The sequence below is a fragment of the Micromonospora sp. C51 genome, from assembly GCF_018070435.1.
Lineage (GTDB): Bacteria > Actinomycetota > Actinomycetes > Mycobacteriales > Micromonosporaceae > Micromonospora > Micromonospora sediminimaris.
In genome coordinates, this window is sequence record NZ_JAGPXQ010000057.1 from 17,327 (window position 1) to 33,082 (window position 15,756).

Annotated in this window: 11 protein-coding genes; all 11 read left to right on the top strand. The window is 72.7% G+C overall.

Going from position 1 to position 15,756, the window contains the following annotated elements; all coding sequences use genetic code 11:
- Positions 1–24 precede the first annotated feature (24 nt).
- Positions 25–1,200 carry a cysteine desulfurase family protein gene (locus tag KBX50_RS30175; RefSeq protein ID WP_210941262.1) on the top strand — a complete coding sequence of 392 codons (1,176 nt, stop codon included), beginning with the start codon at positions 25–27 and terminating at the stop codon, positions 1,198–1,200.
- A gap of 49 nt (positions 1,201–1,249) precedes the next feature.
- Positions 1,250–2,323, top strand: a complete 1,074-nt coding sequence (gene mnmA / locus KBX50_RS30180) for a tRNA 2-thiouridine(34) synthase MnmA (RefSeq protein ID WP_210941263.1) — start codon at positions 1,250–1,252, stop codon at positions 2,321–2,323.
- Between the two features lie 158 nt (positions 2,324–2,481).
- Entirely contained in the window at positions 2,482–3,480 is a 999-nt protein-coding gene (locus KBX50_RS30185; protein ID WP_210941264.1) for a methionine synthase, read from the top strand.
- 36 nt (positions 3,481–3,516) lie between these two features.
- Positions 3,517–3,885 (top strand): VOC family protein, encoded by a 369-nt coding sequence (locus KBX50_RS30190; RefSeq protein WP_170863289.1) that lies wholly within the window; start codon positions 3,517–3,519, stop codon positions 3,883–3,885.
- Between the two features lie 103 nt (positions 3,886–3,988).
- Positions 3,989–5,014 carry an ADP-ribosylglycohydrolase family protein gene (locus KBX50_RS30195; protein WP_210941265.1) on the top strand — a complete coding sequence of 342 codons (1,026 nt, stop codon included), beginning with the start codon at positions 3,989–3,991 and terminating at the stop codon, positions 5,012–5,014.
- A gap of 42 nt (positions 5,015–5,056) precedes the next feature.
- A complete protein-coding gene (gene ligA, locus KBX50_RS30200; protein WP_210941266.1) occupies positions 5,057–7,189 on the top strand; it encodes an NAD-dependent DNA ligase LigA in 2,133 nt (710 codons plus the stop codon).
- A 145-nt stretch (positions 7,190–7,334) separates the two neighbouring features.
- Positions 7,335–9,821 (top strand): bifunctional diguanylate cyclase/phosphodiesterase, encoded by a 2,487-nt coding sequence (locus KBX50_RS30205; RefSeq protein ID WP_210941267.1) that lies wholly within the window; start codon positions 7,335–7,337, stop codon positions 9,819–9,821.
- A gap of 168 nt (positions 9,822–9,989) precedes the next feature.
- A complete protein-coding gene (gatC, locus tag KBX50_RS30210) occupies positions 9,990–10,295 on the top strand; it encodes an Asp-tRNA(Asn)/Glu-tRNA(Gln) amidotransferase subunit GatC (protein ID WP_088995614.1) in 306 nt (101 codons plus the stop codon).
- A complete protein-coding gene (gatA, locus tag KBX50_RS30215) occupies positions 10,292–11,767 on the top strand; it encodes an Asp-tRNA(Asn)/Glu-tRNA(Gln) amidotransferase subunit GatA (RefSeq protein ID WP_210941268.1) in 1,476 nt (491 codons plus the stop codon). Before gatC ends, gatA begins: the two co-directional genes overlap by 4 nt.
- A 13-nt stretch (positions 11,768–11,780) precedes the next feature.
- Entirely contained in the window at positions 11,781–13,280 is a 1,500-nt protein-coding gene (gene gatB / locus KBX50_RS30220; protein ID WP_210941269.1) for an Asp-tRNA(Asn)/Glu-tRNA(Gln) amidotransferase subunit GatB, read from the top strand.
- Positions 13,281–13,421: 141 nt separating this feature from the next.
- Positions 13,422–15,756 (top strand): pyruvate dehydrogenase (locus tag KBX50_RS30225; protein ID WP_210941271.1); only part of this gene is annotated, 2,335 nt, incomplete at its 3' end.

The following is a 15,756-nucleotide window of genomic DNA, read 5'->3' on the forward strand; positions in this document are numbered from 1 at the left end:
GAGGGGTCGTTAGGCTGAACTGTGATGGCTTACCTGGATCATGCCGCGACCACTCCGATGCTCGACGAGGCATTGGAGGCGTACGTCGCGACCGCCCGCGAGGTCGGCAACGCGTCTTCTCTGCACGCGTCCGGCCGGCGCGCCCGTCGCCGGGTGGAGGAGTCGCGGGAACGGGTGGCCGCCGCGCTGGGTGCCCGGCCGTCCGAGGTGATCTTCACTGGTGGGGGCACCGAGAGCGACAACCTCGCGGTGAAGGGCATCTTCTGGGCGCGCCGGGCCGCCGACGCCGGGCGGCGCCGGGTGATCTCCAGCGCCGTCGAACACCACGCCGTCCTCGACGCGGTGGGGTGGCTCGACCGGCACGAGGGCGCCGAGGTGGGTTGGCTGCCCGTCGACGGGGCCGGGCGGCTGCACCCGGACGCGCTCCGCACCGAGCTGGCCGAACACGGCGACCGGGCGGCGCTGGTCACCGCCATGTGGGCCAACAACGAGGTCGGCACGGTCCAGCGGATCGGCGAGTTGGCCGCGGTGGCCGCCGAGTACGGCGTGCCGTTCCACACCGACGCCATCCAGGCGGTCGGTCAGGTGCCTGTCGACTTCGCCGCCAGCGGCGTCGCCGCGCTCACCGTGACCGGTCACAAGCTCGGCGGTCCGGTCGGGGTCGGCGCGTTGTTGCTGGGCCGGGACGTGGCGGCGGTACCCCTGCTGCACGGCGGGGGACAGGAGCGGGACGTGCGTTCCGGCACCCTCGACGCGGCCGGCATCGTCGCCTTCGCGGTCGCCGTCGAAGCGGCCGTCAAGGGCCAGCAGGAGTACGCGGCCGGGCTGGCCGCGCTCCGCGACGACCTGGTGGGGCGGGTCCGCCAGGCGGTCCCCGAGGTGATCTTCAACGGCGACCCGACCGACCGGCTGCCCGGCAACGCGCACTTCTCCTTCCCCGGTTGCGAGGGGGATGCGCTGCTGCTCCTGCTGGACGCCCAGGGCATCGCCTGCTCGACCGGCTCGGCCTGCTCGGCCGGGGTGGCACAGCCCTCCCACGTGCTGCTGGCGATGGGTGCGGACGACGACCGGGCCCGCTCGTCGCTGCGGTTCTCCCTCGGCCACACCAGCACCACCGAGGACATCGACGCGCTCATCGCCGCGCTCCCCGGGGCCGTGGAACGGGCCCGGCGGGCGGCGGCCCCGCGTACGCCCCGCTGATCCCGGTGGCGGGCGGGGATAGGCTCGGTGGGAAGGGAGAGTGGTCCGGGTGAGGGTGTTGGCGGCGATGTCCGGCGGCGTGGATTCCGCCGTGGCGGCAGCGCGGGCGGTGCAGGCCGGGCATGACGTGACCGGCGTGCACCTGGCGTTGGCGCGCAACCCGCAGACCTACCGCACAGGTGCCCGGGGCTGCTGCACCCTGGAAGACTCGCGGGACGCCCGGCGCGCCGCCGACGTGCTCGGCATCCCGTTCTACGTCTGGGACATGGCCGACCGCTTCCACGCCGACGTGGTGGACGACTTCGTCGCCGAGTACGCGGCGGGGCGTACCCCCAACCCGTGCCTGCGCTGCAACGAGAAGATCAAGTTCGCCGCGGTGCTGGACCGGGCGGTGGCCCTGGGGTTCGACGCGGTGGTCACCGGGCATCACGCCCGGCTCGGCCCCGACGGCCTGCTGCGCCGCAGTGTCGATGCGGCCAAGGACCAGTCGTACGTGCTGGCCGTGCTCACCCGTGAGCAGCTGGACCGCTCGATCTTCCCGCTGGGGGACTCGACCAAGGCGCAGGTCCGGCAGGAGGCTGCCGAGCGTGGGCTCGCCGTCGCCGACAAGCCGGACTCGCACGACATCTGCTTCATCGCCGACGGTGACACCCGCGGCTTCCTGGCCGGGCGCCTCGGCGAGACGCCCGGCGACGTGGTCGACGCCACCACCGGCGCGGTGGTGGGGCAGCACGCCGGTGCGTACGCGTACACCGTCGGCCAGCGGCGCGGTCTGCACCTGGACCGGCCGGCCCCGGACGGCCGGCCCCGCTACGTGCTCTCCATCACGCCCAAGACGAACACCGTCACCGTCGGCCCGGCGGAGGCGCTGGAGGTCTCGACGGTCCGTGCCACCCGCCCGGTCTGGACCGGTGGTCGGCGACCCGACGGCCCGGTCGAGTGCGAGGTGCAACTGCGCGCCCACGGGGTGGTGGTGCCCGCTGCCGTCACGGTCGACGCCGACACCCTCCACGCGGACCTGCGTCGCCCGGTGCGCGGTGTCGCCGCCGGCCAGGCCATCGTCGCCTACCGCCCCGACCCCGCCGGTGACATCGTCCTCGGCTCCGCCACCATCACCGACTGACCGCGCCACCGGCACCTCGACCCGTCGGCCCGTCGGCCCGTCGGTGGAGGATCGGTCACGACGTGCGGCATGTCGGGCCTTCCCGTCGCCGTGATCGCCCGACATGCCGCGAGCCGTGACCTCGGCGAGGCCGGGATCGCGGGAGGTACCCTGCGGCGGTGAGTGATCAGGGGCTGCCGTGGGGAGTGGGTGCGGCGACGGGGCTGGGTTCGTTGCCGGGGACCGACATCGCCGAGGCACAGCGGATCGTTCTCGGTGAGCTACCCGAGCTGCCCCATCTGCCGGAGCTGCCGGCCCGTGGGCCGGGCGCCGACGTGATCGGGCGTACCGGCGGTCTGCTGGTGGAGCTGCCGATCGAGCTGTACGCGGCGCGGTGGCGGGTGGCCCCGCGTCCGGGCCGTGACCTGCGTCGGGCCCGCGACCTGATGGAGCGCGACCTGGACCAGCTCGCCGAGCAGGCCGAGGAGTACGCCGGCCCACTCAAGATCCAGGCCGCCGGTCCGCTGACCCTGGCCGCCTCGATCGAGCTGCCGATCGGCGGTCGGATGCTGCGCGACCCCGGCGCGCTGCGGGATCTCGCCGGCTCGCTCGCCGAGGGGCTGCGCGGCCACGTCGAGGCGGTCACCCGCCGGTTGCCCCGCGCGTCGGTGCTGCTCCAACTGGACGAACCGTCCCTGCCGGCGGTGCTGGCCGGCCGGATCCCCACCGAGAGCGGCCTCGGCGCCTACCGGGCGGTGGAGTCGGGCGACGCCCGTGCGTTGCTGAGCACGGTGATCGAGGCGGTCGGGGTGCCGACCGTGGTGCACTGCTGCGCCCCGGACGTGCCGCTGGACCTGTTCCGCTCCACCGGAGCGATCGGTGTCGCGCTCGACCTGAGCCTGCTCACCGACCTCGACCCGCTCGGCGAGGCGCTCGACGCCGGGTTCGGGCTGCTGGCCGGTGCCGCGCCGACGACGCCCACCGGTCGCGCGCCGACCTCCGCCGACCTCGCCGCCCGGGTACGCACTCTCTGGGACCGCCTCGGGTTTCCGCGCCGCCGGCTCGCCGAGCAGGTGGTGGTGACCCCCGCCTGCGGCCTGGCCGGGGCGGACGCGGCCTACGCCCGGGCGGTTCTCGCGGCCTGTCGGGACGCCGGGCGTCGGCTGTCCGAGGAGTGAGGTTTCTCGTCGTACCCGTCGGGCACCATGCTGGCCATGATTGGACAGTTGCGTTCGACGGTGATCGACTGTCCCGACCCGCGTGCGCTGGCCGGCTTCTACTCGGAGCTGCTCGGCCTGCCGCTGATCGAGGACAACTCCGACGGCAACGACTGGGTGGTGCTCGGCGGCCCGCCCGGCCACCTGCCCCGGCTGGCCTTCCAGCGGGCCCCCGAGCTGCGCCCGCCGGCCTGGCCCGACCCGGAACGGCCCCAGCAGTTCCACCTCGACGTGACGGTGGACGACATCGAGGCGGCGGAGCAGGCGGCCCTGGCCCTGGGTGCCCGCCGGCTACCCGGCGAGGGCGAGGGCTTCCGGGTCTACGCCGACCCGGCCGGCCACCCGTTCTGCCTCTGCTGGGACTGACCGCCCGGCCTGCCGGTGCCGACCTCAGCCGGGCCGGCAGGCCGACCGTGGTGGTCCGACCGGCCGCTCCGCGGACTTGCGGGCGACAGGCATCATCACGGTCATGATCAGCCCTGCACCCCAGCGCGTCGCCGGCTCGCTCTTCGGGCTCGCCTTCGGTGATGCCCTCGGCAAACCCACCGAGTTCCTCACCGTCGCCGAGATCGACAGGCGGTACGCGCCGACCGGCCCGCGCGAGCTGGACGGTGATCCGGTGCTGGTCACCGACGACACCCAGATGGCGTTGGCGGTGGGCTGGGCGCTGCACGACGCGCCGACGTACACCGCCGAGGCGGTGGAGCCGCTGCTGCGCCGCCGCTTCCTGGACTGGGCGGCCAGCCCGGACAACAACCGCGCGCCGGGGATGACCTGCCTGCGGGCCTGCGCCGAACTGTCCCGGGGCCTGCCCTGGCAGCAGGCGACCGAGGCCGGCTCGAAGGGGTGCGGGGCGAACATGCGGGTCACCCCGGTCGGGTTGCTCGGTGTCGACCTGGACACCCTCGCCGGGCTGGCCCAACTCCAGGCCGGCCTGACCCATGGACACCCCACCGGACTGGCGGCCAGCGAGCTGACCGCGTACGCCGTGCGGCTGCTGGTCGACGGTGCTCCGCTGGCCGACCTCCCCGGCCTGCTCACCGCCCGGGCCCGGCAGCAGCGCACGGTCTACCGGGCCGACTGGCTCGGTGACCTGTGGCAACGGCCGGGCGAGCGGACGCCGGAGGAGTTCATCGCCCGTGGCTGGGACGAGTGCCTCGTGGCGCTGGGCCGGCTCGACGCGGCCCTGGCCGCCCCGGACGACGGCGACGACCCGTGTCGCGTCACCGGCGCGGGCTGGATCGCGGAGGAGGCGCTCACGGCGGCCCTGTACTGCGCGCTCCGGCACCCGGACGCCCCGGTCGACGCGTTGGCCCGGGGTGCGCGGAGCGCCGGTGACTCCGACTCGATCGCCGCCCTCGCCGGAGCCTTCGTCGGCGCGGCCAACGGGATGGCCGGCTGGCCGGTGGACTGGGCCGGTCGGATCGAGTACGCCGATCAACTCGCCGCGCTGGCCGCACGGTTGTCCCACCCGGGGACTACCGTGCGGAGGTAGCACGATCACGGGAGGTCGACAGCGGTGTCCGGAGGCGGCAGGGTGTCGGAGGAAGCGGTTCCCCAGCAGGTCGATGCGGCGCAGGAGGCCGCCGGCCCCGAGCCGACGCCGCAGGCGCGGGAGCGGCACACCACGCTCAGTCAGGAGCTGACCGAGCACCAGTACCGCTACTACGTGCTCGACGCGCCGACGATCTCCGACGCCGACTTCGACCGCCAACTGCGCGACCTGGAGGCGCTGGAGGCGGAGTTCCCGGCGTTGCGCACCCCGGATTCACCGACCCAGCGGGTCGGCGGCACGTTCTCCACCGACTTCACTCCGGTCGCCCACGCCGAACGGATGATGTCGCTGGACAATGCCTTCGCCGACGAGGAGTTGGCCGCCTGGGCGGAGCGGGTCGAGCGGGACGCCGGTGGTCCGGCGCCCTACCTGTGCGAGCTGAAGGTCGACGGGCTGGCGATCAACCTCACCTACGAAGGCGGCCGGCTGGTTCGGGCGGCCACCCGCGGCGACGGCCGCACCGGCGAGGACGTCACCGCCAACGTGCGCAGCATCCGGGACGTGCCCGGTCGGCTGACCGACTCGGCGGAGTTCGGCCCGGCCCCCGATTTCATCGAGGTGCGGGGCGAGATCTACTTCCCGGTGGCCGCCTTCGCCGATCTCAACGCCGGCCTGGTCGAGCAGGGCAAGGCGCCCTTCGCCAACCCCCGCAACGCGGCGGCCGGCAGCCTGCGGCAGAAGGACCCACGGATCACCGCCTCCCGCCCGCTGCGCCTGGTGGTGCACGGCATCGGCGCCCGTCGCGGTTTCCAGCCGGCCACCCAGTCCGAGTCGTACGCGGCGTTGACGGCGTGGGGGCTGCCCACCAGCGACCGCTGGCGGGTGGTGCCCGACCTGGCCGGCGTCCGGGACTACATCGCGCACTACGCGGCGCACCGGCACGACGTCGAGCACGAGATCGACGGCGTGGTGGTGAAGGTCGACCCGGTGCCCATCCAGGGGCGGCTGGGCTCGACCAGCCGGGCACCACGCTGGGCGATCGCCTTCAAGTATCCGCCGGAGGAGGTCAACACCACCCTGCTCGACATCGAGGTCGAGGTCGGGCGGACCGGTCGGGTCACGCCCCGGGCGGTGCTTCAGCCGGTCCGGGTGGCCGGCTCCACCGTCGAGTACGCCACCCTGCACAACGCCCGCGAGGTCGAGCGTAAAGGGGTGCTGATCGGCGACACGGTGGTGATCCGCAAGGCCGGTGACGTGATCCCCGAGGTGCTCGGCCCGGTGGTCGACCTGCGTCCGCCGGACGCCCGAGCGTTCGTCATGCCGACCACCTGCCCAGCCTGCGGCACCCCGCTCGCCCCCGCCAAAGAGGGCGACGTCGACATCCGGTGTCCCAACTCGCGCAGCTGTCCGGCACAGTTGCGGGAGCGGGTGTTCCACCTGGCCGGGCGCGGCGCCTTCGACATCGAGGCGCTCGGCTACAAGAGCGGCGCCGCGCTGCTCGACGCGCAGATCATCACCGACGAGGGAGACCTGTTCTCGCTCGACGCCGAGCAACTGGCCCGCGCGCCGTTCTTCGTCAACAAGGACGGCAGCCTCGGCAGCAACGCCGTCAAGCTGCTCGACAACCTCGCCACCGCCCGGGAACGTGACCTGTGGCGGGTGCTGGTGGCCCTCTCCATCCGGCACGTCGGCCCGACCGCCGCCCAGGCGTTGGCCCGACACTTCCGCTCGGTCGAGGCGATCGACCGGGCGACCGAGGAGGAACTCTCCTCAGTCGACGGTGTCGGCCCGACCATCGCCGCCAGCATCCGCGAGTGGTTCGCCGTCGACTGGCACCGCGAGGTGGTTCGGAAGTGGGCCGAGGCGGGCGTCCGCATGGCGGAGGCGGCGGTGCAGGAGGGGCCACGCCCGCTGGAAGGGGTGACCGTGGTGGTCACCGGCACGCTCGGCGGTTTCTCCCGGGATCAGGCGGCCGAGGCGATCCAGTCCCGGGGTGGCAAGGTCAGCGGGTCGGTGTCGAAGAAGACGGGCTTCGTCGTGGTGGGCGACAACCCCGGCTCCAAAGCGGACAAGGCGGCCAGTCTGAAGGTGCCCGTGCTCGACGAGCCGGGTTTCCAGGTGCTCCTCGACGCCGGCCCCGAGGCGGCCCGGCAGGTGGCCCGCGTCGAGGAGTGATGATCTTTACGGCACTCTGCCGGATACCAACTTAATTACGACTACGACCGATTCGTGACTGTCGCGACGGGTAAGTGGGTGGTGGGGGCGTTTCATTGGGGCACGGCTCGTGAAACCACGGGCCGGTCTCGTGCCGGGAGGTGTGATGGAGTCGCCCGATCCGCGCAACCTCGTCCCGCCCGGGCGGACGGCGCAGTTCTCGGCGTTTGTCGCGGCCGTACTCGTGGTGGCCCTGCTCGTCTCGGCGAACGGGCTGGTGTCGTTCGCTTCGGCCCTGCCCGACCTGCCGGCGGCGTTCTGGACGATGGCGGTGCTCGCCGTGGCCTGCGACGCCCGGCCCTTCCTGCCGCCCGGCCGGGGGCAGTCCTCCTCGGCCGTCTTTCCCTCGACCTGCTTCACGTTCGCGATCCTGCTCGGTTGGGGACTCGGCCCTGCGGTCGCGGTGCAGGCGGTCGCCGTCGTGGTGTCCGGGGTCAGGATGCGGCACGCGCCCTGGCGGACGGCCTTCAACGCCGGGCAGTACGCCTGCTCGCTGGCGGCGGCGTACGCGATCACCCGGCTCGGTCCCGGCGGGATCTACGACGGTGCGGCGCTGGGCTGGACCGACATCGCCGCGATCGGCGGTGCCGGGGTCGCCTGGTTCGCGGTCAACTACGGGTTGGTCACCACCGCGGTGCGGCTGCGCTTCGGGGAGCGGTGGTGGCCCAACGCCTGGCACGGCCTGCCCTTCGAACTGCTCTCCACCGGGTCGTTGCTGCTGCTCGCGCCGGTGCTGGTTACCGCCGCCAGGGCAAGCGCCGCCCTGGTGCCGCTGGTGCTGGTGCCGCTGTTCGCGGTCTACCGGATGGCCCGGCTCACCGTGGAGCAGCACCAGTTGGCCGCACTCGACCCGCTCACCGGGCTACCCAACCGCAAGGCGTTGCTGGCTGAGGTCAACGAGCAGGTGCACCGGCACGCCGAGCGTGCCGCCCGAGGAGAGCCCGAAACACGCCTCGCCCTCCTCCTGATCGACCTGGACCGGTTCAAGAACGTCAACGACGCGCTCGGCCATGCGGTCGGCGACCGGCTGCTGGTGGAGGTGAGCGCCCGGTTGACCGACGTGGTCGCGCCGCCGCAGATGGTCGCCCGGCTCGGCGGCGACGAGTTCGCGATCGTGATGACCGGGCTCACCGATGTCAGCGAGGCCCGTTCGCTGGCCGACCAGGTCGTCCAGGCCCTCGCCGAGCCGGTGCCGCTGGACGGGCTGCCGCTGGATGTCGGCGGCTCCATCGGCATCGCCCTGTTTCCGGATCACGGCGAGGACTTCGCCACCCTGATGCGGCACGCGGACGTGGCCATGTACGACGCGAAGCACCGCAACGACACCGTCGCCGTCTACACCGCCGAGTCCGACCACAACTCCGCCGAGCGGTTGGCACTCCTGGCCGACCTGCGCCGGGTGCTGGAGGTCGGCGCCTCGGGGCGAGCCGACGGGTCCGCGCCGGCCGAGACGACCACCGCCCGCACCGTCGACCAGGCGACCGGCAACCCGCGACCCACCGTTCGCGGCGGGGACGGCGCGGTGCTGCCCACCGCGCCGCTGGAGGAGCCGGTCGGCATCCGATGGTGGAGCCGGCGGCGCCGTCGTCCCCGGGTGCGGCACCACGACGACGAGCTGATCGCCCGGATCATCACCGGCGCGGACCCGACCCTGCGCCGGGCGGCTCGTGACGTGGAATCGGATGCTGCGACGGCAGACGGCACGGTGTGGCCCGGGACGCACGGCGGTGGCCAGCCGGCGCTCGGCGGCGGCGGAGCGGATCCCACAGGTCCGACCGCCGACCGCTCCGGTGCCGAGCCGGCAACGGACGCGGGCGAGATCATGATGTATTACCAGCCGCAGGTCGCCATCGCCACCGGCGAGGTGGTCGGGGTGGAGGCCCTGCTGCGCTGGCGGCATCCGCGCCGGGGGATGGTCGACCCGGAGGAACTGATCCGGGTCGCCGAGCAGAGCGCGGTGATGCGGCTGCTCACCCGCCGGGTGGTCGACGACGTGGTGGAGCAGCTCGCCAAGTGGTCGGCGGCCGGCCTCGGGCTACGGGCGGCGTTGAACGTCAGCGTGCGGGACCTGCACACCGGCGAGATCGCCGACCAGATCGCCGACCGGCTCGCCCGCTACGGCGTGGCACCGGAGCGACTGCAACTGGAGATCACCGAGGGCGCGCTGATGGCCGACCCGCGTCGGGTGCTGACCACCATCACCCGGCTGCACCGGATCGGGGTGGGCATCGCGCTGGACGACTTCGGCACCGGCTACTCCAGCCTTCAGCACCTGCGCCGACTGCCGCTGTCGGAGGTGAAGGTCGACCGCTCGTTCGTCCTCGGCATGACCGAGGACACCGACGACGCGGCGATCGTCCGCTCCACGATCGAGCTGGCCAAGGCGCTGGGGCTGCGGGTGGTGGCCGAGGGCGTGGAGGACGAGCGGACCTGGCGGATGCTGCACGCGGCCGGCTGCGACGCTGCCCAGGGCTGGTTCTACGCCCGGCCGATGCCGGCGGAGGAACTGGTCGCCTGGCTGGCCCGGTACCGTCCGCTCCGCCCGCTCGGCGGCCACGACGAGGCGGAGATCCCCCGCCGGCACGCCCGCTGATCCCAACGGCGCCGGTCGGGCCGGGACCAGCCGGGTCGGGCGCTCGGGGAGGCGGCAACGGCCTGCCCGGCGGGAAACAATAGACTCGCTGCGGTCACCGCGCGTCGCGTACCCGGCAGCGGTGGGCGCAGGTCAGGCAGACGCAGCACAGCCACGAAGGGGGCACCGATGGCCGCCATCTCCCGCGAGGAGGTCGCGCACCTGGCGCGACTGTCGCGGCTCGCCGTGACAGAGGAGGAGCTGGACACCTTCGCCGGTCAGCTCGACGTGATCCTCCAAGCGGTCGCGCAGGTGGGCGAGGTCGCCGCCGCGGACATCCCGCCGACCTCCCACTCGGTGCCGCTGACAAACGTGCTCCGCGAGGACGTCGTGACGCCGTGCCTGACTCCCGAGGAAGCGTTGTCGGGTGCCCCCGACGCGGAGGAGCAGCGGTTCCGCGTACCGCGGATCCTGGACGAGGATGTGGCCTCATGACCGACGTCACCGCAATGACCGCGACGCAGATCGCGGGGCTCGTCGCCACCGGCGCGGCTTCCGCCGTCGAGGTCACCCAGGCCCACCTGGACCGGATCGCCGCCGTCGACGGCCGGGTCAACGCCTTCCTGCACGTCGACACCGAGGGCGCGCTGGCCGCCGCCCGCGACGTCGACGCCCGCCGGGCGGCCGGCGAGGAACTGGGGCCGCTGGCCGGTGTGCCGGTCGCGGTCAAGGACGTCCTCACCACCAAGGGCGTGCCGACCACCGTCGGGTCGAAGATCCTTGAGGGCTGGCGTCCGCCGTACGACTCGACGATCGTGGAACGGCTGCGGGCCGCCGGCACGGTGATGCTCGGCAAGACCAACATGGACGAGTTCGCCATGGGCTCCTCGACGGAATACTCGGCGTACGGGCCGAGCCGCAACCCGTGGGACACCGACCGCATCCCGGGTGGCTCCGGCGGGGGGAGCGCGGCGGCGCTCGCCGCGTACGAGGCGCCGTTGGCGATCGGTTCGGACACCGGTGGCTCGATCCGTCAGCCCGGCGCGGTGACCGGCACCGTCGGCGCGAAGCCCACCTACGGCGGCACCTCCCGGTACGGCCTGGTGGCCTTCTCCTCCTCGCTGGACACTCCCGGCCCGTGCGCCCGTACGGTGCTCGACGCGGCGTTGCTGCACGCGGCGATCGGCGGGCACGACCCGCGTGACTCCACCTCCATCCCGGCACCCGTGCCGGACGTGGTGGCCGCGGCCAAGCTCGGCGCGACCGGTGACCTGAGCGGCGTACGGCTGGGCGTCGTCACCGAGTTCGGCGGCGAGGGCGCGGAGCCGGGCGTGACGGCCGCCTTCAACGAGGCCGTCGACACGCTTACCAAGCTCGGCGCGGAGATCGTCGAGATCTCCTGCCCGCACTTCCGGTACGCGCTGCCGGCGTACTACCTGATCGCGCCCAGCGAGTGCTCCTCGAACCTGGCCCGCTTCGACGGTGTCCGGTTCGGATTGCGGACCGGCGACGACGGCAACCGGTCGCTGGAGGAGGTCATGTCGCTGACCCGGGAGGCCGGCTTCGGCCCCGAGGTCAAGCGGCGCATCATGCTCGGCACGTACGCGCTCTCCTCGGGCTACTACGACGCCTACTACGGGCAGGCGCAGAAGGTGCGTACGCTGATCACCCGCGACTTCACCGCGGCGTTCGAGCGGGTCGACGCGCTGATCTCGCCGACCACCCCGTTCGTCGCCTTCCCGCTCGGCGCGCGTACCTCCGACCCGTACCAGATGTACCTGGCCGACCTGTTCACCATTCCGAGCAACCTGTACGGCGGGCCGGGCATCTCGGTGCCGTGCGGGCTTTCCGACGGGCTGCCGGTCGGACTTCAGGTGATGGCCCCGACGCTTGCCGACGACCGGATGTACCGGGTCGCCGCCGCGTTGGAGAGCGCCGTCGGCACGTTCACCCCACCGGCACTGTGAGGCAGGAGCACGGATGACCACGACACTGCCCGCGTACGACGAGGTCGTCGCGCGCTACGAGCCGGTGATCGGCCTGGAGACCCACGTCGAGCTGGGCACGAACACCAAGATGTTCTGTGGCTGCCCGACCGACTTCGGCGGCGAGCCGAACACCCGCGTCTGCCCGGTCTGCCTGGGACTGCCCGGCTCGCTGCCGGTGGCGAACAAGGCGGCGATCGAGGCGACCATCCGGATCGGCCTGGCGCTGAACTGCTCCATCGCGACCTGGTGCCGGTTCGCCCGGAAGAACTACTTCTACCCGGACATGCCGAAGAACTTCCAGATCAGCCAGTACGACGAGCCACTCTGCGTCGACGGCTACCTGGACGTCGAGGTCAACGGCGAGATGGTGCGGATCGGCATCGAGCGGGTGCACCTGGAGGAGGACACCGGCAAGACGCTGCACGTCGGTGGCGCCACCGGTCGGATCCACGGCGCGACCGAGTCGCTCGTCGACTACAACCGGGCCGGCATCCCGCTGGTGGAGATCGTCACCAAGCCGATCCCGGGTACCGGTGCGCTCGCGCCCGAGGTGGCCCGCGCGTACGTCACCGAACTGCGGGACGTGCTCCGCAGCCTGGGCGTCTCCGACGTGCGCATGGAGGAAGGCTCGCTGCGGTGTGATGTGAACACCTCATTGAACCTGCCCGGGCAGGAGTGGGGCACCCGTACCGAGACCAAGAACGTCAACTCGCTGCGGTCGGTCGAGCGGGCGGTCCGCTCGGAGATGCTGCGCCAGGCCGCCGTTCTCGACGCCGGTGGCCGGATCACGCAGGAGACCCGGCACTTCCACGAGGACACCGGGGACACCACCCCGGGTCGGTCCAAGGAGACCGCCACCGACTACCGGTACTTCCCGGAGCCGGACCTGGTGCCCCTCGCACCGGACCCGGCCTGGGTGGCGGAGTTGAAGGCTGCCCTGCCGGAGCTGCCCCGGCTGCACCGTCGCCGGCTCCAGCAGGCGTGGGGCCTCTCCGACCTCGACATGCAGTCGGTGCTCAACGCCGGCGCGGTCGAGCTGATCGAGGCGACCGTGGCGGCCGGTGCGACGCCGGCCGCGGCCCGCAAGTGGTGGCTGGGTGAGCTGTCCCGGCGGGCCAACGAGACGGGCGTGGAACTGGCCGACATCGGGGCCACCCCGGTCCAGGTCGCCGAGCTTCAGGGCCTGGTGGACGCCGGCAAGCTCAACGACAAGCTGGCCCGCACCGTGCTGGAGGGCGTGGTCGCCGGTGAGGGTTCACCGACCGAGATCATGACCAACCGCAAGCTGGAGGTCGTCTCCGACACCGGCGCGCTCACCGCTGCCGTGGACGAGGCGATCGCCGCCAACCCGGCCATCGCCGACAAGGTCCGCAGCGGCAAGGTCGCCGCCGCCGGCGCCCTGGTCGGTGCGGTCATGAAGACCACCCGAGGCCAAGCCGACGCCCAAACCGTCCGCACCCTGATCCTGGAACGCCTCGGCGTCTCAGCCTGACCAACCCACCAACCCACCAACCCGAGTTGATCATGAGGTTGGCGGCATTTGTCGATCTTCAAACTGCCGCCAACCTCATGATCAACGAGGTGCACCACCCCTCGCGAGGACGTCAATGGGGACGTCTGGATGGAGTTCACCGTGGACCAGCACGATCTTGATGTTCTTGACGAGATCCAGCGGCGGGTGTTGTGGCTCGCGACGCGGATCGTGGACGCGGCGAATCATGATCGCGGTGCCGGCGACGGGGTGAAGGTCGGTGGGCACCAGGCGTCAAGCGCCTCGCTGGTCACCGCGATGACCGCGCTGTGGTTCGCCCACCTGGACGCCGAGGACCGGGTCGCGGTCAAGCCGCACGCCTCCCCGGTCTTCCACGCCATCCAGTACCTGCTGGGCAACCTCGACCGGTCGTACCTGCCCCGACTGCGGGCACGGGGCGGACTCCAGTCGTACCCGTCGCGGACCAAGGACCCGGACGAGGTGGATTTCTCCACCGGCTCGGTGGGGCTCGGCGCCGCCGCGCCGCTCTTCGCCGCGGTGACCCGGCGTTACGTCGACGCCCACTTCGGGGCACGGCCGCACTCCCGGTTCGTCGCCCTGATCGGTGACGCCGAACTGGACGAGGGCAACATCTGGGAGGCCGTCGCCGACCCGGCCACCACCGGGCTCGGCAACGTGATGTGGGTGGTCGACTTCAACCGGCAGTCGCTGGACCGGGTCGTCCCCGGAGTGCGGATCGACCAGTGGCGTGGCCAGTTCGAGGCCGCCGGCTGGCACGTCGTCGAGGTGAAGTACGGCCGCCGGCTCGCCGAGGCGTACGACCGGCCGGGCGGGGCGGCGCTGCGCGACTGGATCGACGCCATGCCGAACGAGCAGTACCAGTCGCTGTTCGGGCTGACCGGGCCAGCGCTACGCAAGCAGTTCCTGGACGGTGCCCCCGAGGGCATCGCGGCGTTGATCGCCGACGTTTCCGACGCCGACCTCGGCCCGCTCGTCACCGACCTGGGTGGGCACGACCTCGCGGCGCTGCTCGACGCGTACGCCCAGTGCGACGCGGTGACCGACCGCCCGAGCGTGGTGTTCGCGTACACCGTCAAGGGGTGGGGGTTGCCGATCGCCGGCAACCCGCGCAACCACTCCGCCCTGCTGACCAGCGAACAGGTCGACACGTTGCGCGCCGCGCAGGGGTTGACCCGGGACACCGAGTGGGACCGGCTCGACCCGGCGTCGCCGGCCGGGATCCGGGCCGGGCAGCGTCGCGAGGTGCTGTCCCGCGCGCCCCGCGAGCGCGCGCTGGGGGTCAGCGTGCCCCAGGCGACGAACGTACGCGCCAACAAGCCGATCTCCACCCAGGAGGTCTTCGGCCGGGTGCTTGTCGACCTGGCCCGTGATCCACAGGTGGGCCGGTACCTCGTCACCACCGCGCCGGACGTGGCGACCTCCACCAACCTGGCCGGGTTCATCAACAAGACCGGCGTGTTCGCCCCCACCGCCCAGCGTTCCTGGTCGGAGGACCGGATGCTGCGCTGGACGGAAAGCCCCGAGGGGCAGCACATCGAGCTGGGCATCTCCGAGATGAACCTGTTCCTGCTGCTCGGCCAGCTCGGCCTGGCGTGGGACCTGTCCGGGCAGCCGCTGCTGCCGGTCGGCACCGTCTACGACCCGTTCGTGCTGCGCGGGCTCGACGCGTTCCTCTACGGCACCTACTCCGGTGCCCGGTTCGTGGTCGCGGGTACCCCGTCCGGGATCACTCTCGCGCCGGAAGGTGGCGCCCACCAGTCGACAATCACCGCGAGCGTCGGCCTGGAACTGCCCGGGGTGACCTTCGTCGAGCCCGCGTACGCGGCCAGCCTCGACTGGCTGCTCTGCGACGCCTTCGGGCACATCGCCGGTACGACCCGGCCGACACCGACGGCGGTGCCGGCCGAGGACGGGGCGTACTACTTCCGGCTCAGCACCCGGCCGGTGGACCAGACGCCGTTCGAGGCCGCCCGGGCCCGGCTCGGTGACGCGGTACTCCGCCGACAGGTGCTCGCCGGGGCGTACCGGCTGGTCGACGCCCACCAGGCGTACCCTCACCTGGCCGACGCGCCGACGGTGCAACTGGCCGCCTCCGGGGCGGTGCTGCCCGAGGTGCTGGCTGCTGCGGCGGAACTGGCCGACGAGGGGGTCGCCGCCCACGTGGTGGACGTGACCAGCTTGGATCGCCTCTACCGGGCGTGGCAGCGCACCCTACGTCAGGGCGTACGCACGGCGACCGTGCCGAGCGTGCCGGGCGCGCTACGGTCCGCCTTCGCCGACCGGGTGCCGGTGGTGACCGTGCACGACGCCGCCTCGCACGCCATGGCCTGGATCGGCTCGGCGGTCGGCGCCCCCGCGGTGCCGCTCGGCGTCGACGAGTTCGGCCAGTCCGGCAGCGTCCACGACCTCTACGACCTGCACGACCTGCTCCCCGGCAGCATCGTCAACGCCGCCC

Excerpts from the sequence above, each read along its gene's own strand:
- KBX50_RS30205 (WP_210941267.1), top strand. The coding sequence starts at position 7,335 with ATGGAGTCGCCCGATCCGCGCAACCTCGTCCCGCCCGGGCGGACGGCG.
- gatA (WP_210941268.1), top strand. The coding sequence starts at position 10,292 with ATGACCGACGTCACCGCAATGACCGCGACGCAGATCGCGGGGCTCGTC.
- gatB (WP_210941269.1), top strand. The coding sequence starts at position 11,781 with ATGACCACGACACTGCCCGCGTACGACGAGGTCGTCGCGCGCTACGAG.
- KBX50_RS30190 (WP_170863289.1), top strand. The coding sequence starts at position 3,517 with ATGATTGGACAGTTGCGTTCGACGGTGATCGACTGTCCCGACCCGCGT.
- gatC (WP_088995614.1), top strand. The coding sequence starts at position 9,990 with ATGGCCGCCATCTCCCGCGAGGAGGTCGCGCACCTGGCGCGACTGTCG.
- KBX50_RS30195 (WP_210941265.1), top strand. The coding sequence starts at position 3,989 with ATGATCAGCCCTGCACCCCAGCGCGTCGCCGGCTCGCTCTTCGGGCTC.
- KBX50_RS30175 (WP_210941262.1), top strand. The coding sequence starts at position 25 with ATGGCTTACCTGGATCATGCCGCGACCACTCCGATGCTCGACGAGGCA.